This is a genomic window from Candidatus Latescibacter sp. IFSED24, assembly GCF_058273205.1.
This window is the reverse complement of record NZ_CM177850.1, coordinates 411,176-434,097: the sequence shown is the minus strand read 5'-3', so window position 1 is coordinate 434,097 and position 22,922 is coordinate 411,176. Positions and strand designations below refer to the sequence as shown.

16 protein-coding genes are annotated in these 22,922 nt (G+C 67.0%); 2 read left to right on the top strand and 14 right to left on the bottom strand.

Going from position 1 to position 22,922, the window contains the following annotated elements; translation table 11 throughout:
* Window positions 1–192: 192 nt before the first annotated feature.
* The 7 genes from IFSED24_RS01680 to IFSED24_RS01650 form a co-directional block, all read right to left on the bottom strand.
* Entirely contained in the window at window positions 193–3,276 is a 3,084-nt protein-coding gene (locus IFSED24_RS01680) for a FlgD immunoglobulin-like domain containing protein (protein ID WP_491333499.1), read from the bottom strand.
* Between the two features lie 99 nt (window positions 3,277–3,375).
* Entirely contained in the window at window positions 3,376–4,263 is an 888-nt protein-coding gene (locus IFSED24_RS01675; protein ID WP_491333498.1) for a DUF3473 domain-containing protein, read from the bottom strand.
* Window positions 4,260–4,871, bottom strand: a complete 612-nt coding sequence (locus IFSED24_RS01670) for a class I SAM-dependent methyltransferase (RefSeq protein WP_491333497.1) — start codon at window positions 4,869–4,871, stop codon at window positions 4,260–4,262. The genes IFSED24_RS01675 and IFSED24_RS01670 overlap by 4 nt, the downstream gene beginning before the upstream one ends.
* A 136-nt stretch (window positions 4,872–5,007) precedes the next feature.
* Window positions 5,008–7,101 carry a chloride channel protein gene (locus IFSED24_RS01665; RefSeq protein WP_491333496.1) on the bottom strand — a complete coding sequence of 698 codons (2,094 nt, stop codon included), beginning with the start codon at window positions 7,099–7,101 and terminating at the stop codon, window positions 5,008–5,010.
* 152 nt (window positions 7,102–7,253) lie between these two features.
* Complete coding sequence (locus IFSED24_RS01660) at window positions 7,254–7,613, bottom strand: cupin domain-containing protein (RefSeq protein ID WP_491333495.1); 360 nt, start codon at window positions 7,611–7,613, stop codon at window positions 7,254–7,256.
* A 97-nt stretch (window positions 7,614–7,710) separates the two neighbouring features.
* Window positions 7,711–8,577 carry an endonuclease/exonuclease/phosphatase family protein gene (locus IFSED24_RS01655; protein ID WP_491333494.1) on the bottom strand — a complete coding sequence of 289 codons (867 nt, stop codon included), beginning with the start codon at window positions 8,575–8,577 and terminating at the stop codon, window positions 7,711–7,713.
* Between the two features lie 218 nt (window positions 8,578–8,795).
* On the bottom strand, window positions 8,796–9,347 hold the full coding sequence (locus tag IFSED24_RS01650; RefSeq protein ID WP_491333493.1) for an ATP/GTP-binding protein: 552 nt from the start codon (window positions 9,345–9,347) through the stop codon (window positions 8,796–8,798).
* A gap of 47 nt (window positions 9,348–9,394) precedes the next feature.
* Between IFSED24_RS01650 and IFSED24_RS01645 the strand changes: the two genes are divergently transcribed.
* Window positions 9,395–10,021: a hypothetical protein gene (locus IFSED24_RS01645; RefSeq protein WP_491333492.1), complete on the top strand. Its 627-nt coding sequence runs from the start codon at window positions 9,395–9,397 to the stop codon at window positions 10,019–10,021.
* Between the two features lie 2 nt (window positions 10,022–10,023).
* Here the strand turns inward: IFSED24_RS01645 and IFSED24_RS01640 are convergent, their stop codons facing one another.
* The 5 genes from IFSED24_RS01640 to opgC form a co-directional block, all read right to left on the bottom strand.
* Complete coding sequence (locus IFSED24_RS01640; RefSeq protein WP_491333491.1) at window positions 10,024–11,697, bottom strand: alpha-amylase family glycosyl hydrolase; 1,674 nt, start codon at window positions 11,695–11,697, stop codon at window positions 10,024–10,026.
* A 59-nt stretch (window positions 11,698–11,756) separates the two neighbouring features.
* Entirely contained in the window at window positions 11,757–12,362 is a 606-nt protein-coding gene (locus IFSED24_RS01635) for a hypothetical protein (protein ID WP_491333490.1), read from the bottom strand.
* A gap of 9 nt (window positions 12,363–12,371) precedes the next feature.
* Window positions 12,372–15,803, bottom strand: coding sequence for a type I pullulanase (gene pulA, locus IFSED24_RS01630; RefSeq protein WP_491333489.1), 3,432 nt, complete (start codon window positions 15,801–15,803; stop codon window positions 12,372–12,374).
* 132 nt (window positions 15,804–15,935) lie between these two features.
* Entirely contained in the window at window positions 15,936–16,961 is a 1,026-nt protein-coding gene (locus tag IFSED24_RS01625; RefSeq protein WP_491333488.1) for an early set domain-containing protein, read from the bottom strand.
* A gap of 134 nt (window positions 16,962–17,095) precedes the next feature.
* Window positions 17,096–18,187 (bottom strand): OpgC domain-containing protein, encoded by a 1,092-nt coding sequence (opgC, locus tag IFSED24_RS01620; protein ID WP_491333487.1) that lies wholly within the window; start codon window positions 18,185–18,187, stop codon window positions 17,096–17,098.
* Between the two features lie 278 nt (window positions 18,188–18,465).
* Here opgC and IFSED24_RS01615 point away from each other — a divergent pair, with 278 nt between their 5' ends.
* Window positions 18,466–19,893, top strand: a complete 1,428-nt coding sequence (locus IFSED24_RS01615; protein ID WP_491333486.1) for a tetrathionate reductase family octaheme c-type cytochrome — start codon at window positions 18,466–18,468, stop codon at window positions 19,891–19,893.
* A 136-nt stretch (window positions 19,894–20,029) separates the two neighbouring features.
* Here the strand turns inward: IFSED24_RS01615 and IFSED24_RS01610 are convergent, their stop codons facing one another.
* Both IFSED24_RS01610 and IFSED24_RS01605 read right to left on the bottom strand, forming a co-directional pair.
* Window positions 20,030–21,793, bottom strand: coding sequence for a FlgD immunoglobulin-like domain containing protein (locus IFSED24_RS01610; RefSeq protein ID WP_491333485.1), 1,764 nt, complete (start codon window positions 21,791–21,793; stop codon window positions 20,030–20,032).
* A 166-nt stretch (window positions 21,794–21,959) separates the two neighbouring features.
* Window positions 21,960–22,907 carry a thiamine pyrophosphate-dependent enzyme gene (locus tag IFSED24_RS01605; RefSeq protein ID WP_491333484.1) on the bottom strand — a complete coding sequence of 316 codons (948 nt, stop codon included), beginning with the start codon at window positions 22,905–22,907 and terminating at the stop codon, window positions 21,960–21,962.
* Window positions 22,908–22,922: the final 15 nt, after the last annotated feature.

Sequence of the window (22,922 nt, the reverse complement as noted above, 5' to 3'; positions counted from 1 at the left end):
GCCACGATCGCCCCACGGCCTCCAGACGCAAACCTGGCATCCCCTCCCCCCACCCTCATCCGCTTCCAGCCGCGACCAGACCGTCGGGGACGACTGGCCTGATCGTCGGACTCGAACAGGCCCATCCTGCGCGAGAAGCAGGCCCCGGATCCGCAGATCCGGGGCCCGTCCGTCGCGAGAACGGTTTGCTGGTTACTTGATCAACGCCATGCGCGTGACCTTGGTCTGGCCGACCGCCCTCGTCTCGGCGAAGTAGACGCCGGACGCACTGCGGGCGCCATCGCGGTCGGTTCCGTCCCAGGTCAGCTGGTGCACACCGGCCTGGAGATTGCCATTGACCAGGGTCTTGATCAACTCGCCACGGACGTTGAAGATCTTCACGCTGACCTGCCCGGCGCGCGGCAGGCTCAGCTCGAGCGTGGTCTTGGGGTTGAAGGGGTTGGGATAGGCATGCATGTCGAGGTTCTGCACGGCGGGGGTATCGCCCACGCCGATGGGAGCCTCGAGCTGCAATCCGAAGTGATTCAGGATGTCCCGTAGCATGACCGTGCGAACGCTCAGGCCCGTCATGCCCGGAGGCGGCTCGTACCCCGGCGCGTTCTGCGCCCACATGAAGTCGTAGGGCATGGTGATGACTTCGGTGTCGGTGGTGGTGTTGTAGTGGTAGAGCGCGGCGGCGTAGGTGTAGACACCGCTGTTGCCGTGCTCGTCGGTGAACTCGGCCAGGCGGATGCCGTTGGCGATGGGCTCCACGGCGTCGAAGGCATTGATGCCAGGGCAGCCGCCATAGGCGACCCAGTAATCCGCCGACTCGAAGATGCCATTGGCGCTCTCGGCCTGCACGATGGGCGCCGTCTGACCGCCGATGTAGTTCCGCACCTCGTTGTTGATGAACTGGGCGCCGAGGTAGTTGTTGGTGAAGGCCTGCCCGAGCGCCCCCTGGTTCTGGAGGTCGAAGAACAGGTTGTCGCCGGTCATGAACGCCTTCTTGTCGCCGCGCAGGAACCAGGCGTCGACCACCTGGATGTCCTGCGAGGGGTCGGAGGCGAAGACACCGCTGCTGAGCAGGTTATTGAGCAGGTTGCCGGCGGTGTAGAGCAGGATGTCGTAGCCGTCGAGCACCGCGCTGGTGGCTCGGCCGCCCAGACCGTTGCCCTCGCTGGCGTCGGGCGCATTGGTGTGGTAGATGTCGTAATCCACGCCTTCGATCAGCCCGCAACCCTGCAAGGCGAAGAACCACTCGTTCTCGCCGCCGCGAGACCCGAAATCGTTCCAGAGCAATATCTTGGGCTGCTCCCCGGCCACGTCGGTGAACACGGAAGGCAGACCACGGCAGATGAAGTCGCTGTGGTAATGCAGATCGTGCTGGAAGCTGGCGTAACCGGTGGTGTCGCCGGGCAGCATGGTGTGACCGATGTCGCCGGCGAGGTTGTCGAACGCCTCGTAGTAGTAGTGGATCACGTCACCGGGATAGAAGAAACCCGTGTCCGGCAGATCGAAGTGGTAACGATCCTCGACCAGAGCTCCCAGGTTGTTGTACGTGCTGTCGCCGTACACCACGCCCTCGATGAGGTCCGCCCCGTCCTCGAAGAAGTCCTCGGTGGTGTTGAACCCCGCGGGTAGCGAACGGTACGGACGGAACAGTTCGTTGGCCTTCATCCGTACCACCATCCGCGGTTTCTCGTCCATGGTCGACCCCGCCCGCACCGGCACCACGTCCACGAAGAGCGAATCGCCGGGGTCGTTACGGTTGTCCGCGGTGGGACTGATGTTGCGGGCCATGTCGAAGCGGATGTGGTTCGAGCCCAGGTTGCCGAAGTCCAGGTCGCCCTGCTCGGGGAAGTTGTCCTGGGCGTTGAACAGCGGGTCGTAGTTGATGGCCGGGCCGCCGTACGGGTAGGCCAGGACGCGGATGTTGTCGAAGTAGGGGTGCGGCGTCCCGTCGAAGCCGAACACGTTGAAGAACCGGCCGGCCTCCCAGACCTCGAGCCGGATCTGGAACCAGCGCCGGCCGGGCGTCAGGTAGGTGTTCAGGTTGATTGGGTGGTTCTGGTACACCGGCGGGCCGAACCAGACGGTGTTGTCCCACTGCCAGTCCTCGAACTTGAGGTCGTAGGGATCCTCGGACGTCGTGCTGCGCACCCACCAGACGTACATGGTGCCGCCCGACGAGGGCGTCATGGGCTCGTGCATGTAGACGCCGAAGATCATCTGGGCCGCGTCGGCGTTCTCTGGCCACGCGATGGGCGGCGAGAGGATGCCGTTCTCGATGTAGTAATCGGGTCCCAGCATGCCACCGGTGTTGTTGACGATGTAGCCACCGGGGCCATAGCACCAGGTGGTGCACTGGGTGCCGCCAGTGCCGGGGACCGCGAGGCCGTCGTCGACGAAGGCCACCTGCACCGAGGTGTTGCTGCGGCAGGGGTCCAGATCCTGCAGACCGGAGTAAAGCTGGGCGAAGTCGCCCACGCCGCCGACCACTTCCTCGAACCAGTGGTCGGAGACACCGTCCTCGAAGTCCTCGTAATCGACCTGGGTCCCATCGACGATCACCGCGATGTTGTCCAGCCAGCAAGGTCCGTCGGATTCGAAATCGCCGTCCTCATCCGACCAGCCACCGTCCGACTCGAAGTACCAGCGGACCCAGAGTTCATCGTAGCTGGAACCGGTATAATCGTTGGGATCGATGGTGGCGGTGAAGTCGACGTTGTAGGTGCGGGAACCGTCCCAGACGGCCGCCTCGTTGATGTTCGTCCAGCCTTCGGCCCGGTAGACCTGCAGGTAGATGTAATCGTACTCAGGTTCGGTGTCGACCCGCAGATGCGCGGTGATCCGCACCGTGGAGGCCACGCCGGGATCGGCCACCTCGTGCTTGTAGACCAGGGGATTGCGCCAGAGGTTTCCGTAGCCGAAGTTGTATCCGCCGGGGACCTCGACGTTGACGCCGCAAACCATGGAATACGAGCCATCGAGCACTCGATCGCTGGAGACGTTCCATGCCTCGACGCCGTTGAAGGTGAAGTCTTTCGACTCCCAGCCCTGCCATTCGGGAACCCCGTAGAGGTTCTCGAACTTGCCATCCTGGCGTTCGGTGCCACCTATCAGGTAGATGGTGTCCACATCCGCCTTGGCCATGCCTACTGGAACCGCCCTGGCTTGGTTGCTGCCAAGGGAGTTCATGATCGGATCGATGGTGTTGTCTTCGTTGTCAGCAACCGCCGCGCCGGCCAGGGCGAAGGTCGCCAGAATCATAACGGTCAAGAGCTTGCGCGCCATGATACCCTCCAGTTCCTACAGAGAGTTCACGGTCAACGCGGGGGGTGCATGAATGTACGGATCCGACGGGAAAAGTTCCAACCCCGGGCGATTGTTTTTCTAGCTGGTGGTCAACGGCAGGTCGCGCACGGGCAGTCCGGTCGCCAGGAGATCGTCGACGTATGCTCCGAGAGTCCGGAACCGGCCGCACTTCAGAAGGTCCGAGAACTTGCCCGCCACGGTCCCCTGCCCCACCTGGCTGCGCCAGCGCAGGAAAGCGCCCTGGCCGGTGGCGGGACGGAAATCGTCGAACTCCCAGGGATGCAGATAGATCACGCAGGGCTGCCCTTGACGACGGGCAGCCGCACGGATCATGCGGTAGCTCCAGCCCGGCAGCAGACGCAGGTAGCCACCGCCGCTGAACGGCAGGTTCACCCCGGCGACCCGCCAGGTGGGCATGGGCACGACCACGAAGGGTGGCTCGGCGGTCTGCCCGGAACCGAGGATGAACGGCTCGCGCGGCGAGCGGGGCTGGCCGTAGCGCGGATGCCGCACCGGAAAGAGCGAACAGTCGTAGGCGAAGCCGCGTTCGCGCAGGATCTCCAGGTAGTCGTGCACCGGCGGGGTGATGGTGAAGCTCGGCGCCCGATATCCCCGGGGTTGGACCCCGCAGGCCGCGAGCGCGGACAGCGCCCGGTCCAGGTCCGACCGGAAGGCGTCCGGTGTCTGCTCGTAGACCACCGGATGGGCGAAGGAATGGCAGCCGATCTCGTGGCCGGCCGCGGCGATCCGGCGAACGAGGTCGGGGTAGCGGTCCGCGGTCCAGCCGAGCACGAAGAACGTGGCGCGGACCTGCTGATCCGCGAGGAGACGCAGAACGAGATCCGTGTTGGCCTCGACCCGGCATTCCTGAGCGGCCCACTGCGAGGGCGGAACCTGGCCCAGGTAGTTGTGCCCGTGGAACCACTCCTCCACGTCGATGGTCAGGATGTCCGGCGCTGGCGTCACGACGCATCCTCCGGGCTGGGCACGGCCACGCAGGCGAACTGGAGCCAGCGGGCATCGGCCAGCCGCCCCAGGGCCATCAGGTTGCACAGGCGAAAGCGCCACGACCGCGTGGGGTTGATGCCCTCCTGCCGGACGAGGCGATAACCGGATCGAGCGAAGAGCCCGTGCATGCTGGAACGAGTATAGAACCGCAGGTGGGTGCGGTCGAGGATCCCCTCGTCGGTGTATTCCCAGGCTCCTCGGGTCACCAGGTCCCAGAGATGCGGAAAATGCTGCACGTTGGGAATGCTGGCCACCAGGCAGCCTCCCGGAGCCAGCGTGCGCCGCAACGCACGCAGGAGATCCTCCGGCCAGGCCAGATGTTCGAGCACGTCGTTGAGGACGATGCAGTCGAAGCGGGCCTCCGGCAGCTGGGTGACGTTCTCCTCGGCGGGGCCAACCAGGACGCGATCGAGGAAGGTGGCGGCGTCGGCCGCTGCCGCGGCGTCCAGTTCCAGGCCCCAGATCTCGAGGTCCTGCCCGTGTTCTCGCCGCTCCTGGCGAAGCCCCTGAGCGAAGGCGCCGTCACCGCAACCGACATCGAGGATGACACCGGCGACGGCTGGCACGAACGCTCTCATCTGCGGCCGGGGATGGCTGTGATAACCAGGCGCGCTCACGTGACCTCTCTGGGGGCAGGGGCCGGGTGTAGTCCGTATAATGCGGTGCAGAATAACACGGATGGGCACCGGTTGCACCCTATCGTCAGCTCGGCGACAGGGGGCCGCCGTAACCCTCGAGCCGTGTGTCCTCGAGCAGGCGCTCGAGATCGTCGACCTGTCCCACGATGATCAGACGGTCGCCGGCCTCCAGGGGCTGGTCCGGATCGGGCAGCTCGTTCTGGGCCCCGCCCAGCAGGCGGCGATGCTTCACCGCCAGCACCGAGATGCGATAGCGGGGTCGCAGTTCGAGATCCAGGAGCGAGAGCCCGAGCCAGCTCGCGGGTGGAACCAGAACCTGGACCTTGTAGGCTTCGGGCAGGTCGACGCAGTCGCGCATGCGCGCCTCGCCGTGGACCAGCTTGATGCCCATGTCCTCCTGATGCAGGACTTCGCGGTTGTAGACCTCGAAGATGGCCTTGCGCGTCACCACGCCCACGAGGACGGGCTGTGCGCGCGACATCAGGACCGGCAGGTCGCCGGTGTCCTCGGCCCCCAGGCTCAGCAGGCAGTCCTCGAGGGTGTCGTCACGGAAGACCATGGCCGGCGCCTCCTCCACCAGGTCGGCGGCGATGAGGACCTGCCCCAGGCTCTCCTCGTGCAGGATGTCCTTGACGTCGTGGATCGTGATGCGCCCGGCGAGTCCGCCGGTCTCGTCGGTGACGTAGTAGTGCTCCTCGTCGCCTGCGAGGAAGAGCTTGAGGATGTGGTCGAAGCTGGCGTCGTGGGGTACGGTCACCGGGTTGGCGTCCATGATGTCGGCCACGTGGTACTGCTTGAGGATCGCGCTCTCGCGGCCGAACTCGAGCCGGCGCCCCTCCCGGGTGAACTTCAGGGTGAAGATGCTGTCGGAGATGAGCGTGCGGTAGGCCACGTTCGCCGCCACGCTGGCCAGCATCAGGGGCAGCATGACCCGGTACTCGCCTGTCATCTCGAAAAGGATCAGGATGGCGGTCAAAGGCCCGCCCGTGGCCGCCCCCACCATGGCGGCCATGCCCACCATGGCGAAGGCCCCCACCGGAACGTCGAGGCCGGGCCAGATCACGTTCAGGAGCGCCCCACAGGCGCCGCCCGTCATGCCTCCAAGGAACAGCGCCGGAGCGAAGATCCCGCCCGAGAAACCCGAGCCCAGGGTGAGGCAGACAGCCACCAGCTTCACCACGATCAGGGTGGCCATGAGCGTCAGGTCCATGTTCCCCTCGAGGGCCTTGACCATGGAGCCGTAGCCCACGCCATAGACCTGGGGGAACCAGAGGAAGAGCACGCCGAGCGGGATGGCGCCCAGGAGGGGCTTCAGCGGGGCCGGGAAGCGCAGGCGGTCGAACTTCTCCTCGGCGAAGTAGAGCGTGCGCACGTAGAGCATGGCCACCAGGCCCACCACCAACCCCATCAGCAGGTAGAGCGGGAACTCCACGTGGCTGTTCATCTGGAAGCCGGGCACCGGGAATGCCGGCGTGTCCCCCAGGAAATGGCGGCTGACCGCGGTGGCCAGCACGCTGGCCACGATGATCGGGCTGAAGGTGACCACGGCGAAATCGCGCAGCAGGATCTCCAGCGCGAAGAAGGCGCCGGCGATGGGAGCGTTGAAGGTGGCCGCGATCCCGGCCGCCGCGCCGCAGCCGATCATGGTCCGCAGCCGCTGCGGCGAGAAGTGGAGCCACTGGCCGATGGTCGAGGCCATGGCCGCACCGATCTGCACGATGGGCCCCTCGCGGCCCACCGAACCGCCGAATCCGATGGTCACGGCGCTGGCCAGGATCTTCACGCCGGCGACGATGGGGCGGATGATCCCGTTCTTGAAGACGATGGCGCCGATCACCTCGGGCACGCCGTGGCCCTTGGCCTCGCGGGCCAGGTAGTGCACCAGCGGCCCCACGATGATGGCGCCAATGACCGGCAGCATCAGCTTGCGCCACCAAGGCAGCGGCAGCAGGAGTTCGGCGGTGTGCTCGCCATGACCGATGGCGAAGCCCTGGAAGAAATCGACGAGGAGTCGGAAGATGATGGCGCCGAAGCCGCCCACCAGACCGATGACCACGGCGATCGCCATCATCTGAGTGGTCTCGTCTGGTGAGATCCTGTCCTGCAAGGTGAGCAGGGCGTGGCGGAGACGCTGCCGCCCGCCTTGGCGCTGGGTCATGGAATCGCCTCTAGACCTTCTCCTGGAAGTGATCGTCCGCTGACTGCGAGATCGTCGCTGCGGTCCACAAACTGGTCAATGCCAGGTCTGGCGTCAAAGAAGAGGCCGGCTCAGGTGCCGGCCTCCCATCAAGAACTTCGGTGACCAGGCGGTCAACCGAGCACCGCGAAACGATCGGGTGCATCGGACATGTCCACCAGGACGGTGCGCTGGCTGAAGCTGGTCCGGTGGTTGACTCCCTCTGGCACGTGATAATGATCGCCCGTCTGGTAGTAGTTGGTGCGTCCCTCGATCTCGAGCACCATCTCGCCGGAGATCACCGTGCCGCGCTGGGCGCAGTGCGAGTGATCAGGAAAAGAAACGCCTTCTTCGAACACGAAGAAGACCACCTGTTTTTCGTCGTCATGGAGCGCAAAGCCCGTCACGCCGTCGATCGGCATCTCCACTTTGGGCAGGGCGAGGACTTCCCGGGGCAGCAAACCTTCGAATGCATCGGTCCGGGTGGATTCCATAGGACGTCCTCCAGGCTGGGGTTCAGGTGGGGCCCGGCGCGCGGACCGCTCATGACCCCATTTTAGCGGACTGGGAACGACTTGCAACCCCGCACGATCAACTGGCCAGGCTGAACTCCGCGAAGACCGGGTAGTGATCCGAGGGGGGCACGTCCGACTGGGCCAGCAAACGGTCGAAATCGACCCGATCCACGGTTTGGACCTCGAGCTGGGGTCGGAAGAACACGTAGTCGATCCGGCGATGTCCCAGTAGCCAGTTCCCGATCCGATCACGCAGATCCAGGCCCCGGAAGGTTGCCGACTGGCGGTCCTCCCCGTGGCCGGCGTGCTGCCAGGCGTCGATGAGACCGGCGCGTTCGCCAGTCTGGCGGCCGAGATCGCGGATCTCCGCCGAGGCCGACGACGCGTTGAAGTCGCCGGTGAGGAAGACGGGCATGTCCTCGCCGAACTCGGCGAGCTTCTGCTGGACGTATTCCTGGATCAGCCGAGCGCCGTGGCGTCGGTGGCCGGGCATGAAGGCCTCGAGGTGGGTGGTGCCGAAGAGGAAGGGCCGGCCGGTGGCCTGATGCTCGAAGAGCGACCACACCGCCACCCGCGGCCGCGAGGCCAGGGCGAACCGCGACGCCGGCTGCTGCGGGCTGGGCGACAGCCAGAACGCATCGCCGGGCAGCGGCATGCGCCGCACCGAATCACGGCGATAGAAGATGGCGCTGTACCAGCTCTCGTGGCTGTGCGAACGCGCCGGGCCGAGGTTGCCCTCGCCATAGAAGTCGTAGTCGGTGAGCCGGTCGCTGAGATCGTTCAGCTGCTCGAGATTCGCTTCCTGGGTGCCGACCACGTCGGGCTTCAGGGATTCGAAGACCTCGACGATACCATCACGCCGCTGCTCCCAGGGGAACCTCTTCCGCTTCTTGGAGGCCGAAAGCAGGTTGAACGTCATCACACGCAGATTGTCTTGGATCAAAGCTCTCTCCGCAGGATCTATGCTTAGTGACCGGGGGAGCGGTCACCTGGCAGCGAGTTCGGTTACCCGTCCGGATCTCCCGTACATACTCCGGAATCGCATAAAGGTTCCATCTAGAGATGCAAATCCGGTACCGGTGGGTCTGAGACAATATGTGTCTGAAATGTTTTCGGGGCAAGTCATGATTTCTTGACCGAAAAATTAAGAGAAGGTGGCGCTCAGAAGAGGTCGAGCTGGGGGGCGTGGGCGGGCAGCTGGAGGGCACGGAGGACCATGGCGACCCATTCCGTGCGGTCGTCAGCCGGTAATTGCAGGCAGGAAAGCCCGTATTCGGCGAGCAGCGTGTCGATGATGCGGTCGATGGCCAGCTGGAAGGTCACCGAGACGTCTCGGGTCCCGTCGAACCGTGGCGGGGCCACCACGGGCACCTTGACCAGCAGGTGGTAGGTCGCCATCCAGGCCCGGACCAGCGCCTCCATGGCCGGCTGGCGTCCAGCGGCGTTGACCAGATACGCGTAATTGTCTAGAATGGCACGATCGCAAACGATGATCTCGAAGGCCGATGCGAGCTCGATCTCCTCGGCGATCTGCGTGTGCAGGATCCACCGCTGCGCGTCATTGGTGGTGTCCTGATTGATGGGCAAGGGACAGCGTCGCGCCACCTCCTTGACGAGGTCGACGCTCCGGTCCAGCCGCTTGAGAGCGGCGGCCAGTTCGTAACACAGCGTGGTCTTGCCCACGCCGTGGGTCCCGATGAAGGCGATCTTCATGCCCGGGAGCTTAACGCCAAGGGACGGCCAAGTCCAGGGAGAGCAGCATGAATACCACCGGCACCAAGGACAGCTGGCGCGAGATCCGTGGCGGCTTGCGCCCCAGCCTCATCCTCATTCTGGGCGCGGTCCTGATGCCGCTCAGCCCCATCCTCGCCCTGTTCGACCCGCTGGCCACGGCGGCCTGGTACATCTGGGCCATCGCCCTGGCGATCACGGGTGCGGGCCTGGCCCTCAGCAGCGCGCGGCCGTGGCTGAGCTGGTTCGGCATGATCCCCGCCGGCCTCTTCCTGCTGCAGGCCATCATGCTGATGCTGGTGATCTACGGGCTGGAGCCCCTGTCCCTCGGCTACCACCTGCTGCCGCTGCCCCGTGACCTGTCGTTGATCGCGCTGGCGGCCGCCGAGCGCAAGAACCTGGCCCCCTGGCGGCGCCAGTTCCTGACCGGCGCCGCGCTCCTGGCCGGCCTGAAGATCGTGGCCAACAACGTCCTCACCCTGCCCGAGAACCTGCTGATCATGGCCGACATCACGACGCTGCTGGTCATGGGCGCCGCCCTGGTGGCCGTCGCCATCGGTCTGCGGCATCGCGAGAACGAGTGGGCCGGGCGGCGGCTCGCCGAGATGGAATCCGGGATCCGGTTCGGCGGTGTGGTCCAGTCTTCGGGTCAGTAGGCTCAGTCCTGCTCAGGTGTCAGCTGCACCAGGAGATAGGACTGGCCCAGGATGAAGCCGGCCGGCCGCCAGTCGCTGATGGCGCCCTCCTCCCCCACGGCGAGCCCGGTCAGCTCGGCGCCGGAGATCAGGTCCTGTGCGGTGTAGGTCCCGGGTGCGAGCTGGCTGCTGGGCACCGACAGGCTGAAGCCGCCGATGGTGCCAGAGGCCAGGTTGTGCACCGCAACCACCCCGTCGCCCTCGTGGTGGCGCAGGAAGGCGAGGAGCGCGCCGTTGCTCACGTCGAGCCGATGGTAGGTCCCGCGCTGCAGGGTGGTCGAGCGCGCGCGGGCCTGGACGAGCGTGCGGTAGTGGTTCCAGAGCGAGTTCTCGTCGGCCCGCATGACCGCGACGTTGTTGGTGGCGTAGTTGCTGCCCACGGCGTACCAGGGCGAACCGCTGGTGAAGCCGGCGTTGGGACCGTCGGTCCACTGCATGGGCCGGCGCTTGTCCTCGTCGGGGCTCCAGGCGCTCTGCATCCCCACCTCCTCGCCGTAGTAGAGGAAGGGCACCCCGGGCAGGGTGAGCAGCATGGCCGCGGCCACCTTGTTGCGGCCGACGTTGTTGCCGAGCTGGGAGTACAGCCGCCGCTGGTCGTGGTTGGTCAGGAAGGTGGCGTACTGGTGGTAGGGGAAGAGGCTGATGAGCTGGCGGAGCTGGGCGACGACCGCGCCCGGACTGCCGGCGTTGGCCGCGGCAATCATGCCCTCGGCGAGGTCGAAGTCGAAGCAGGTCTGCAGGCCGGCGTCGATGTACTGCAGGACGATGCTGGTCTCGTCGTAGACCTCGCCCACGAGGTACGCGTCCGGGTGGCTGGCCGTGATCTGCTGGCTGAAATCGGTCCAGAACGCCAGGGTGGCCGGGGTGTCCTCCAGCGTGCTGCCGTCCTCGATGAGGTACTTGATGGCGTCCAGCCGGAAGCCGTCGGCGCCCATGTCCTGGAGCCAGAAGTCGGCGATGTCGGTCATCTCCTGGACCACGGCCGGGTTGGTGTAGTTCAGATCGGGCATGCCGCTCCAGAACACGCCGTAGTAGTAGCCGCGGCTGCCGCCGTTGTGCCAGACCGGACCGCCGCCCCAGGGCTGGGTCCAGCCAGGGTTGTCGCCGCGCCAGAGGAACCAGTCGGCATAGGTCGCGTCACCGGCCGCCGAGGCGGTGAACCAGGGATGCTGGTTGCTGCAGTGGTTCATGACGTAATCGACGATGATCTTCATGCCGCGCGCGTGGGCCTCGCTCACGAGCTGCTGGAAGTCGGCGTTGGTGCCGTAGTCGCTCTCGACCGTGTCATAGTCGGTGGTGTCGTAGCCGTGGTAGCTGGGCGACTGGGCGATGGGCATGAGCCAGAGCGCGGTGACGCCCAGGTCGGTGTCGGTATCGGGATTGCCGTCGTTGAGGTAGTCGAGGCGTGAGATGAGGCCCTGGAGGTCGCCGTTGCCGTCGCCGTCGCTGTCGGCGAAGCTGCGCACGAACACCTCGTAGAACACCTGGTCGTTCCACCAGAAGGTGGTCCCCGGCTCCTGGGGCGTCTCGCCGCTGCCCGGCGGGACGGTGGGAACATGGGGTTCGTCGTCGCTGGAACAGCCGGCCAGCCAGGCCGCGGCGACCAGGACCAGCGCCAGGATCACGAGGCGTCGCATGGGTATCCTCCGGTAGGGACGAGGGGCGGCAGCCGGTCGGGCCGCCGCCCCGGGTCACGTCAGCTCGCGAGGGCCTCGATCCGCGCCGCTAGCGCGGCTCGACCCTCGACGGTATCCACGTCGGCATCGAAGCCCGCATCCAGCTGCTGGACGAACGCCAGGCTCTGGTCGAACTGGCCTAGCAGGTAGTGGGCCACCGCCTGCAGCAGCACGATGTCGTCGTGGTCGATGGTGTCATCATGGGCGAAGACCCAACCGGCCGCGACCTCGCCGGCGGCAGTGAGGCAGTCGGCGTGGTCGCCCGATGCGTCGAGGGCGAAGGCCAATCCGGCGTACATCTGGTCGGCGATGGACAGGGTGTCGCCGCGCAGGGTCAGGGCCTGCTGATGGTGCGCCAGCGCCGAATCGGCCGCGCTCTGGCGAGCGAAGGTCCAGCCCAGCCCGTCGTGAGCCTGGGCCAGCAGCTTGCCGCGGCCGAGCAGCTCGCGGAACTGGGCCTCGGCCTCGGCCAGGTCGTCGGCCTCGAAGGCGGTCCAGCCCGCCGCGAGCACGGCCTCGTCGGTGGCCGGCGGCGGCGGCGTGGTGCCGTCATCGTCGTCGCCGCCGCAGCCGAGGGCCAGGACCAGCGGCAAGGCCACCATCAGGATGAGGATCAGCTTCTTCATGGCGACCTCCTACTTCACCATCAGCATGCGCCCGGTGAGCGCCTGCCGGTGGGTTGCGAGCCGGTAGAAGTAGACCCCGGACGGCTGGGTGCGACCGCTCCGGTCGCGGCCGTCCCAGATCACCGCTTGCAGACCCGCCGTCAGCGGGCCGGCGACCAGGGTCCGCACCAGCTGCCCGCGCACGTCGTAGACGCGCAGGCTCACCGGCTGGGCAGCCTCGCCGGCCGACAGCTCGAAGCGGATCTCGGTCTCGGGGTTGAAAGGATTGGGCGCGTTGCCCAGCAGACGCGTGGCCGCTGGCAGCACGGCGCCCGGCGCCAGGCGGAACAGGCCCAGGCGGGTGATCTCGGCCTCGACCATGCCGTCGGCCACCGCCGACGTGGGCAGGGTGAGCCAGGCGTCGCCGTCGCGGAGCTGGATCACCTGGCCGGGCTCCCCGGTGCGCAGGCGGAGGCAGGCCGGACGCTCCAGCCGCGCGCCCTCCACACCCAACAGGTAGCTGCCGACCGGCAGTTCGGGACGGCCCTCGCGGCCGGCGATCACGAGCCACCCGCCGGGACGGGCGCCGTCGGGCACCGTCAGCTCACACCGGCCATCCACCGAGCTGGCCACGGCCCCACCCTGGAGATCCCAGGCGGTGACCCGCCGCCACAGCGTGCTGGTCTGGCCGCTCACCGCGATGTTCAGCTCGCCCGATTCGCTCAGCACGTACCGGCCGATCCAGCTGCCGGCAGTCTGCTCGGTCATGGCCACGTCCTCGCCGTTGACCGTGACGGTGACCGCGGTGGAGCCGTCCAGGGCGTTGACGGCCAGGTGCAGGTAGCGGTCGAGCGACTGGTTCTGGAAGATGTTCAGCTGCACGCCCGGCGCCGACTCCCGGTACAGCACCATGGTGCTGCGGGCCGGCACCGCCACGGAGGCCGGCGCGCCCTCGGGGCTGACGTAGCTGGCCAGCACCTCGGTCCCCGCGTGGTCGGCGTCCACCACCAGCGCCCACTGGCCGGCGGGCAGGATGATGTCCGCGGCCGCGGCGTCGGGGTTGTGCGCCACCAGCAGGTCGCCCCAGTCGTCCTCGGGCGTGACGTCGGCCAGGGTGTAGGCGATGGCGCCGCCCGGCTGGTCGTCGAGGAACGTCTGGTTGGCCAGGATGTCGGCCTTGGTCTCGAGGCGCAGCTCGGGCCGCGCCAGCCGCAACGCGATGAGGCCCTTGTAGTACTCCACCACGTCGTCGTATTCCACGCGGCGCGCCCAGTCGAGCTGGTTGACGTCGTCGCCCTGGTTGTAGCTGTTGCGGATCGCCTCCTCGGCCTGTCCCGGATCGCCGGTGCGCTTGGTCCTGAGGAACTCGCTGCCGGCGTGGATGAAGGGGAGGCCCTGGGCGGTGAGCACCATGCTGATGCCGAACCTGTTCATCCCGATCAGCGCGGCCTCGTCGTAGCCCGGCGGCGGGTTGGTGGGGTTCCAGCGGTAGTCCAGCTTGTCCCACCAGGTGTAGTTGTCGTGGGCGGAGATGTAGTTGATGGTCTCGGTGGGGCCGTCGGTGAAGTCGTTGACGGCGCCCTCGAGCCCGTTGACCACGTTCTGCCGGCGGTTCACGTCGCCGGTGGCGAAGCCGCCGTCGGTACCGTCGGTGGAGCCGCGGATGGCGTTGCGGATGTTGTCGTTGAAGCAGCCGAAGCCCAGGCCGCGCTGATCGCCCTTGCCGGTGAGGATCTCGGCGCCGTAGCCGCCCCAGGGCTCGCCGTAGACGATGGCCTGCGGATAGAGCTGCTTGGCCCGGAAGGCGATCTCGGTCATCAGGTCGGTGTCGATCAGCCCCATGAGGTCGAAGCGGAACCCGTCGACGTGGAACTCCTCCATCCAGTAGAGGCAGCTCTCCAGGATGAACTTGCGCGCCATGAGCTTCTCGGTGGCCACCTCGTTGCCCACGCCCGAGCCGTTGCTGTAGCTGCCGTCGCTCTCGAGGCGGTAGTAGTACTTGGGCACCATGGCGTCGTAGAGCGACCCCTGCGGACCCACGTTGTGCGTGTGGTTGTAGACCACGTCCATGACGACCTTGATGCCGGCGTCGTGGAAGCCCTGGACCATCTCCTTCATCTCGCGGATGCGGACCTTGCCGTCGTCCGGGTCGGTGGCGTACGACCCCTCGGGCGTGTTGTAGGCGTAGGGATCGTAGCCCCAGTTGCGGCTCTCGGGGTTGTTCTCGTCCACCGAGGTGAAGTCGTACATGGGCAGGATCTGCACCGTGTTGACCCCGAGGTCCACGATGTGGTCGAACCCGGTGGGCTTGCCCTCGAGGCTCGTGCCGGGCTCGACCACGCCGCGGAACTTGTGCTGGTTGGCGGGCGTGCCGTCCCAGTCCTCGCTGGCGGTGACGTCGCGGACGTGCAGCTCGTAGATCACGCTCTCGGAGACCGGGAAGGTGGGGCGCGTGTCGTCGGCCCAGCCCTCGGGGTCGGTCTCGTCCAGATCGATGATCATGGAGCGCTGGCTGTTGCTGCTCAGCGCGATGGAGTAGAGGTCGGGCGTGAGGTAGGTTTCGCCGTAGACCGTCATCTCGTAGAGGTAGTAGCGGTCCTCGAGGTCGCCGGCCACGGTGGCGGTGCGGACGCCGGGGTGGTCGGGATCGGGGGCGAGCTCGTACGTCGCCACCGGCTCGTCCTCGACGGGATACGGGTTCTCGTAGACGAGGACCGACGCCGCGGCGGCCACCGGACTCCAGAGCTTGAAGGTGGTGGCTGCGGGCGTGTAGGTGAAGCCGAGGTCGTTGCCCTGGTAGACGTAGGCATCGTCGTCGAACTCGTGCTGGACGGGCACGTCGTTGCCGCCCACGTCGTCGTGGACCGTGTAGAGCAGCGAGATGTCCAGGGGCTCGGCCATGTTCAGGATCACCACGCGAGGCGAGGTGGCCGTGCGGCTGGATACCGTGAGCTCGGTCTCGCCCTGCTGGACGTGGAAGGCGTCGAGCTGGCTGGCGTCCTGGGCCAGCCGCAGGGTGATGGTCTGGTCGCCGTCGCTGATGGCCGACAGGAGCCGCACGTCGGGATTGGGCTCCTCGGTGAAGATCTGGGTGAAGCCCGAGAGGATCCAGATCTCGGGGTGGGTGTCGTAGTCGCTCCAGAACATGTCCGGGCCCGGGTCCTTGTTGTCCCCGTTGTGGATGATGAAGCCCAGATCGCTCTCGGGCGAGGCGATGGGGATGTCCCAGTAGACGCCGTAGTCGTCGGTGTCGGTGGGCGGCAGAGGGTTCTGCCAGGTGTAGGGGACCCCGTTGATGTAGAAGGTGCCGCCATCCTCCTGGATGGCGCCCCAGAGGTGGATCCCCCAGCCGCTGTAGTTGTCGTCGAAGCGGTGGTAGTGGATCCGGAGCGTGGTCTCGTCCTGGGCCAGCAGCGGGGTGGCCAGGGCGACCATGAGAAGGAGCAAGCAGAGCCTGCGCATGGGAAGACCTCCGTCTGCAGGATGCGGCCGGGATGGCCGGAACCGGTCGAGTGCCGGGATTCTAGACGAACTCGTACGGAAAAGAAAGGGACAGCCCCTGGGGGGCTGTCCCCGAACGACCGATCTGCGCGATTACTTGCCCGCCGGACAGGCGCCGAACACGGCCGTGTAGGTCATGGCCGTGGTGCCGGTGGTGAGAACCCGGTTGAACCCGCCGTTGTTGTTGTCAACACCGCACTCCGACGGCACGCCCTCCTGGCCGTCCCAGGTGGTGCCGTTGATGTAGACGAACTCGTACTCCGTGTCCGAGCTGAGCGTCAAGGTGACCTCGTAGACGTTGTCCTCGTTCTCGTCGGTCATGATGATGGCGCCGGGCGTCCATTCGGCATACCCATCGCCGCCGAAGCTGCCGGCGATACGCATGCCATCGCCCGAGACGGTCTCGGCGGACATGTCCACCATGAAGGTCACCTCCACCGGCGGGGTGGCCGCCTCGATCTCGAAGGTCGTGGTGCCGGTCACCATGCCATCGGCTGCCACCGTGAACGGGATGTCCGATTCCGGCAGCCAGATGCCCCACTCCGAACCATCGTCGTGGATGGCGCCCCAGGCGTAGTCGCCGGCTTCCAGGCCGGCCGCGATGTTCCGGTAGACGTACATCCCGTCGGCGCTCTGACCATCGCGTTGGACCGTGGCCCAGCCGTCGTAGCTGCCTTTGATCTTGATGTTGTCGTACTCCTCGGCCCGGTGGTTGATCACCAGCAGCCGGAAGCCGGTGCCGGCCTCGGGATCCAGCTCCACATCGGTGTCGCCGGAGATGGCATAGGCGTCGTCGACCACGATCTCCAGGCCCTCGCGGACCGCCACCATGGCCTTGCTGCCGTCCTCGTAGTAGAGCCCGTACTCGTAGGTGCCGGTACCGAGGCCGCTGATGGTGGCCGACCAGATGATGCCGTCGGCGGTCATGGCCACGGGGCTGTCGCCCGTCAGCGCGCCGTTGACGTGCAGGTTGTCCCAGTCGCCCACCATGTCGTCCACCATGATGGTGGCGGCGACGGTGACGTTGCCGGGCACGTAGGGGTCGCCGACGTCGGTGCAGGCCGAGAAGACGAGAGCGACCGCAGCGAGAGTCAGCGCTAGCAGCGCGAGCTTCTTCATCTGATTCTCCTTTCGGATTCCCGGCGCCGTCGTCCGTTGCGGGCATGAGGCGCCACCAGTGGCGATTCGGAGCGTTTCCGCAGGCCGAGCCTAGACCAGGAATCATGAAACCGTCAACAGGACAGATTCGGTGATCAGGATTCCGCGAGAACCCGCCGCCGGCGCCAGGCCCGGTGCGCCAGCGCGGGCAAGGTGAGGCTCGCCACCGCCAGCGTCAACAGGACCAGGCGCGCCGGCAGGCCATGCTGTTCGGCGACGTCCAGATAATGGGGGCGCAGCAGTAGCTGCAGCACCGATTGCCAGGCGAAGACCTGCAGCGAATGGCGTCCCAGCAGTTCCAGCCAGGACACGTGCAGCAGACCGGGCCGACGCGCCCCGACCTGGACCAGCACCCAGGCCAGCAACCCCACGTTCACCAGACGCAGCCAGCCCAGGTTGACCCGGCCGACCTCGAGGCGCGTGCCGGCGAGTTCGGGGATCCCGATCCCGTGGCGCAGCGCCATGCCTGCGGCCAGCGCGCCCAGGGCCAGCCCCACCAGCGGCCAGGGAGCAGGCCGCAGCAGGCGCCGGCCGCCGCCGCGGTAGCGCCAGCCACTCCAAACTCCCAGCACGAACAGGAACTGCCAGGCCAGCAGGTGGAAATGATTGGGCTGCCAGTCCACCGGCACGCCGGCCAGGACGAAGCGCAGGTGCCACGGGTAGCCCTCGGTCATGGTCAGCGCCTGGTCCAGGGCCCAGAGCGCGGCGCTGAAGCCGAGGACGCGCGCCGTGAGCCCGCGACGCAACCCGCCGAGGACGAGCGGCAGGGCGGCCACGAAGAGCAAGTAGAGCGGCAGGATGTCCAGCGGCGGTTCCTGGTTGAGCAGGAGCGCGCCGCCGAGAGCGTTCAGCCCCGCCGCGGGCAGGCCGCCCTCGGGCCGCAGCGACGGATGCAGCAGCCAGTAGGCCAGCAGGCCGGCCACCACCAGCAGGTGGTAGCGGTAGATGGAGGCCAGCCGGCGCCGCACCCGCGGTCCCAGCTCGCCCGGCACCTCGGCATAGCGCGTGTAGACCAGGCCCGCCACGATCCCCGACAGCAGCACGAAGGCCTCGGCGGCCGAGGCGAAGCCCAGGGTCTCGTAGCTGAAGCGGTAGACCGGGCCGTAGAGGTCGAGGTGATCGATGGTCATGATCACCAGCATGAGGCCGCGGAGCGTGTCGAGGGAGCGGATGCGCTGTGTCGGCATGGGGTGCTGCGAGTCCTCCGGCCGGTGGTTCACGGGTTGACCCGGGAAGCAAACCACGTCGCACCCGCGAGAGCCACCCGAGATTGGTCCCTCGGCACGGGCAAGGCTATATCCAGGTGTATAACCACCTATACAACATGGTTGAACGGACCACGGCACCACGAGCAGGGCAATTACTATAAGTTGTTTTAATGCAATTTATTATAAAATTTTTCCACCTGGCCCGCAGTTTGCTTTACCCCCGGGTTCGCCCCGAGTCCGCATCCCAGGAGGAATCCATGCAAGTCCGCACGTCCCTGAGCATCCTGCTGCTCGGCGTGGCCCTCTGCGCCACCGCCGCCGCCCAGACCGACCACCACGAATTCGACGAGCTGAAGCAAGATTTCCAGTCCGGTGAAGAGGTCACCCGGGCGTGCCTCGGCTGCCACGAGAACGAGGCCAAGGAAGTCCACGCCACCCTGCACTGGACCTGGCGCCAGCCCGGCGACGAGACCGGCACCATCGGCAAGGCCGCCATCACCGCGAACAACTTCTGCATCAACGTCCAGAGCAACTGGCCGCGCTGCACCTCGTGCCACGTGGGCTACGGCTGGAAGGACGCCAGCTTCGACTTCACCGCCGAGGACAAGGTGGACTGCCTCATCTGCCACGAGCAGACCGGCACCTACAAGAAGTTCCCCAAGGGTGCGGGCTACCCCGCCAAGGAACCCACCAAGTTCAACGGCAAGATGTTCAACCCGCCCGAGTGGTCGACCGTGGCCCAGAGCGTGGGCGTGCCCGACCGCCAGAACTGCGGCGTGTGCCACTACTACGGCGGCGGCGGCGACGCCGTGAAGCACGGCGACCTCGACAGCTCGCTGCAGGAGCCCAGCCGCGACCTCGACGTGCACATGAGCGCCGACGGCGCGGGCTTCTCGTGCCAGGAATGCCACACCACGCTGAACCACCAGATCGCCGGCCGCCAGTACGGACTGCCGGCGTCGCTGATGACCGCCGAGTTCGCCGAGGCCGGCGTCGACGCGCAGATCAGCTGCGAGTCCTGCCACGACGCCGAGCCCCACGCCAAGAAGCTGCTGAACAAGCACCTCGCGCGGGTGTCCTGCCAGGCCTGCCACATCCCGGCCTACGGGCGCGGCCAGTCCACCAAGGTGTGGTGGGACTGGTCCGAGGCCGGCCAGCTCGACGACCAGGGCAAGCCCAGGGTGGTCAAGGGCGAGGACGGCAAGGACGTCTACAACGGCAAGAAGGGCAGCTTCCGCTGGGCGAGCGACGTCACCCCCGAGTACTACTGGTACGACGGCACCATGAGCACCGTGAAACTCACCGACACGATCGACCCCGCGCACGAGGTCTGGGTCCAGGCTCCCAACGGCAGCGCCGACGACGACGCCTCCAAGCTCTGGCCGTTCAAGATCCACCGCGGCAAGACGCCTTACGACGCGGGCAACAACACCATGGTGGTGCCCAAGCTGCTGGGCAAGCCGGGTAGCGGCGCCTACTGGGGCGACTATGACTGGAACACCGCCATCGCCAAGGGCATGCAGACCGCCGGCCTGCCCTACAGCGGCGAGTTCGGGTTCGTGGAGACGGCCTACGCCTACCCCGTCACCCACATGGTGGCGCCCAAGGAGAACACCACCGCCTGCGCCACCTGCCACGTGAAGAAGGGTCGCAAGGAACTGAAGCCGGGATTGGGCGAGTTCTAGCCTCCGGGCTGGACGCGCCCAGGGGGCCCGGGTCATGCGGACGCTCGGGCCCCGACCATTTTCCCACGCTGGATCCGCAGACGAAAGGCCCGGTGACGCTGGTCACCGGGCCTTCGTGTCTCCACCGTGAGCGGGCCTACTTGGCCAGGACCATGGTCCGGCTGAGCACCAGGTCGTCGGTGACCAGGCGGTAGATGTAGGTGCCGCTGGCGGCGCGCCGACCGTCGGCGGTGTCGCCCCGCCAGGTCGCCGTGTGCCGGCCCGCGCCGCGGACGCCGTCGACCAGGGTCCGCACCAGATGCCCCTGCACGTCGTAGACGTCCAGGCGCACGTGCTGGTGGCGCGGCAGAGCGAAGGCGATCACGGTGCTGGGGTTGAACGGGTTGGGAGCGTTCTGCGCCAGGGTCAAGGCGGCGACGGGCAGGTCGCCGGCCGGCTGGTCCGGATCCTCGATGGACACCGAGCCGCCGCCGAGCGTGCCGTCGATGTTCAGACTCTTGGCGGCCAGGTCGATGGTGCCCGAACGCTCGTCGGTCCACACCAGCCGCGTGCAGCCGTCGGCCACGCCCTTGGCCACCAGGCGACCCTTGTCGCTCAGCGTGGTGGCGGCGTCCACGGGCGACGGATCCCACATCACGTTGCCGTCGACATCGACCATCATGGCGGTGATCAGGTCCTCGGCATAGACACCCGAGGGGTTGGCGATCCAGGCCAGGGTGATGCCGGCGGGGTTGGCGGCGGCGTTGAGGAAGTCGATGGCCGCCGGCGAGACGGCCACGAACGTACGGCCGGCGTCACCCCAGAGGCGATCGCCCTCGGGGGAGAACTTCTGTCCCAGCAGGCCGAACATGTTCTGGTTGCCGTTGGTCTTGCGCCAGAAGGCCAGCACGCAGCCGCTGTCCTGGTCGTAGCACGCCTGGGGATAGACCTCGGAGTAGCTGTCATCGGTGCTCAGGCGCTGGCCGCCGTAGGGGAAGAGCCACTGGCCGTCGCTGTCGAGGTGCTGGACGAAGGAGTAGATCATCAGGCCGGAGCCGCCCTCCCAGCAGAACACGGCCCCGCCGGCGCCGTCGGACTGCATGGCGAAGTCGTGGCCGAAGGGCAGCGAGCCCTCGGAGAAGATGGTGATGGGCACGACCCAGACCGGCGCACCGGCCGCGTCGAACTTCTGGGCGGCCACCTGGCGGTTGGACATGTAGCCGTCGTTGGGCACCCAGGCCACGATCACGTCGCTGGCGCCGGCGGCGATGACCTGCGGACGGCCGGGCATCTCGGTGGCGCTGGCGAGGACCACCAGGCCGCCGGCGGCGTAGCGGAGCGTGCCGTCGGGAGCGATGCGCTGCATGCGGATGGCGTCGTCGCCGGCGTCGGGGTGCTCTTCCCAGACCACGATCACGTCACCGTCATTGGCCACCGCCAGCTCGGGCGGACCGACGAACGCGCTGGTCGCGGCGACCTCGATGCCCGCGGGCCCCCAGGGGAAATCGCCGGCCGGGGTGATGCGGTTGACGCTGACGGTGGGATCGCCGGTGCGGATGTCGGTGACGGCGGTGACGGCGTCGTCACCGGCCAGGGCCAGCGCCCAGTCCATGACCCAGGAATTCTGGGGCTGGTCCGAGGCCAGCAGGCCGTTGTGCACCCAGACCTCGTTGCCCTGGGCGTCGAGGCGCTGGACGGCGAGGTCGTAGTTGCCGGAGCGGTTGTCGTACCAGCCGGCGTAGCAGCTGCCGTCGGGCGCGACGACGAGGTGCGGCACGGTCTGCTCGCCGGGACCGTCGCCGATGAAGAGGTCGACGGCGGGGTCCTCGGGCCAGGCGGCCAGCGCGGCGGCGGGCAGGATCAGCGCGGCCAGCACGAGTGCCATGACCGCGCGACCGGGAGACGTTCGCAAGGTTCTCATGGGTTCTCTCCTCGGAGGGGGTGGGGCAGATCGGCGTGAGTATACTCCTTTTTGAAGAGTGAAGTCAGTCAAGTTTGCAATACCATGTGCTTGGCGCATGAACCCACAAACAGAAGGGCGGACCACCTGGTCCGCCCTTCCTCACGAACGATCGAGAACCGCGGCCCTAGGCCGTGGCCTCCTCCTGCTTCAGCAATTCGGCCCACTGGCTGTCGACCCACTCCTGGCAGTGCTCGAGGATGCCCTCGTTGCCCGGCTTGAAGAGGTGTCGGAACCGCGCCTGCGTCTTCATCCATTCGGCGATGGGCAGCCGCTCCTTGGGCTTCTTGTTGATGGTGTAGTGGCCGTTCTCCACCTCGAACAGCGGCCAGAAGTTGGCTTCCACCGCGTGCTTGGCCACCTGCATGGCCTGCTCCTGGGGGAAGCCCCAGCCCACGGTGCAGGGCATGAGGATGTTCAGGAACGCCGGACCGCCGCACGAGAGCGCCTTCTCCACCTTGGTGGCCAGGTCCTTCCAGTGGAAGGGCGTGGTCTGGGCCACGTAGGGGATGTTGTGGGCCACCAGGATCTTGGTGAGATCCTTGCGGTCCTGCTCCTTGCCCTGCTTGACCGTGCCCGCGGGCGCGGTCGAGGTGTGGGCGCCGAACGGGGTGGCGCTCGACCGCTGGATGCCGGTGTTCATGTAGGCGCCGTTGTCGTAGCACACGTACACCATGTTGTGGCCGCGTTCCATGGCGCCGGACAGCGACTGCAGGCCGATGTCGTAGGTGCCGCCGTCGCCGCCGAAGGCGATGAAGTTCATCCGCTCGGCCTTGGCGGCCGCGTCGGGAAGATCTCCGTGCTTCTTGAGCGAGCGGTACGCGGTCTCCACGCCGCTGATGGTGGCGGCGCAGTTCTCGAACGCGCTGTGGATGAACGAGGTCTTCCAGGCGGTGTACGGGTAGATGGTGGTGACCACCTCCATGCACCCCGTGGCGCCGCCGACGACGGTGTTCTGCCCCGCGGTCAGCATGATCTGCCGCAGGATGTTCGAGCCGGTACAACCGGCACAGGCGCGGTGGCCTCCGGTCAGGAGGTCGTCGTTATGGACCAGCTGCTTCAGACTGACAGCCATGATCTCCTCCTTTCC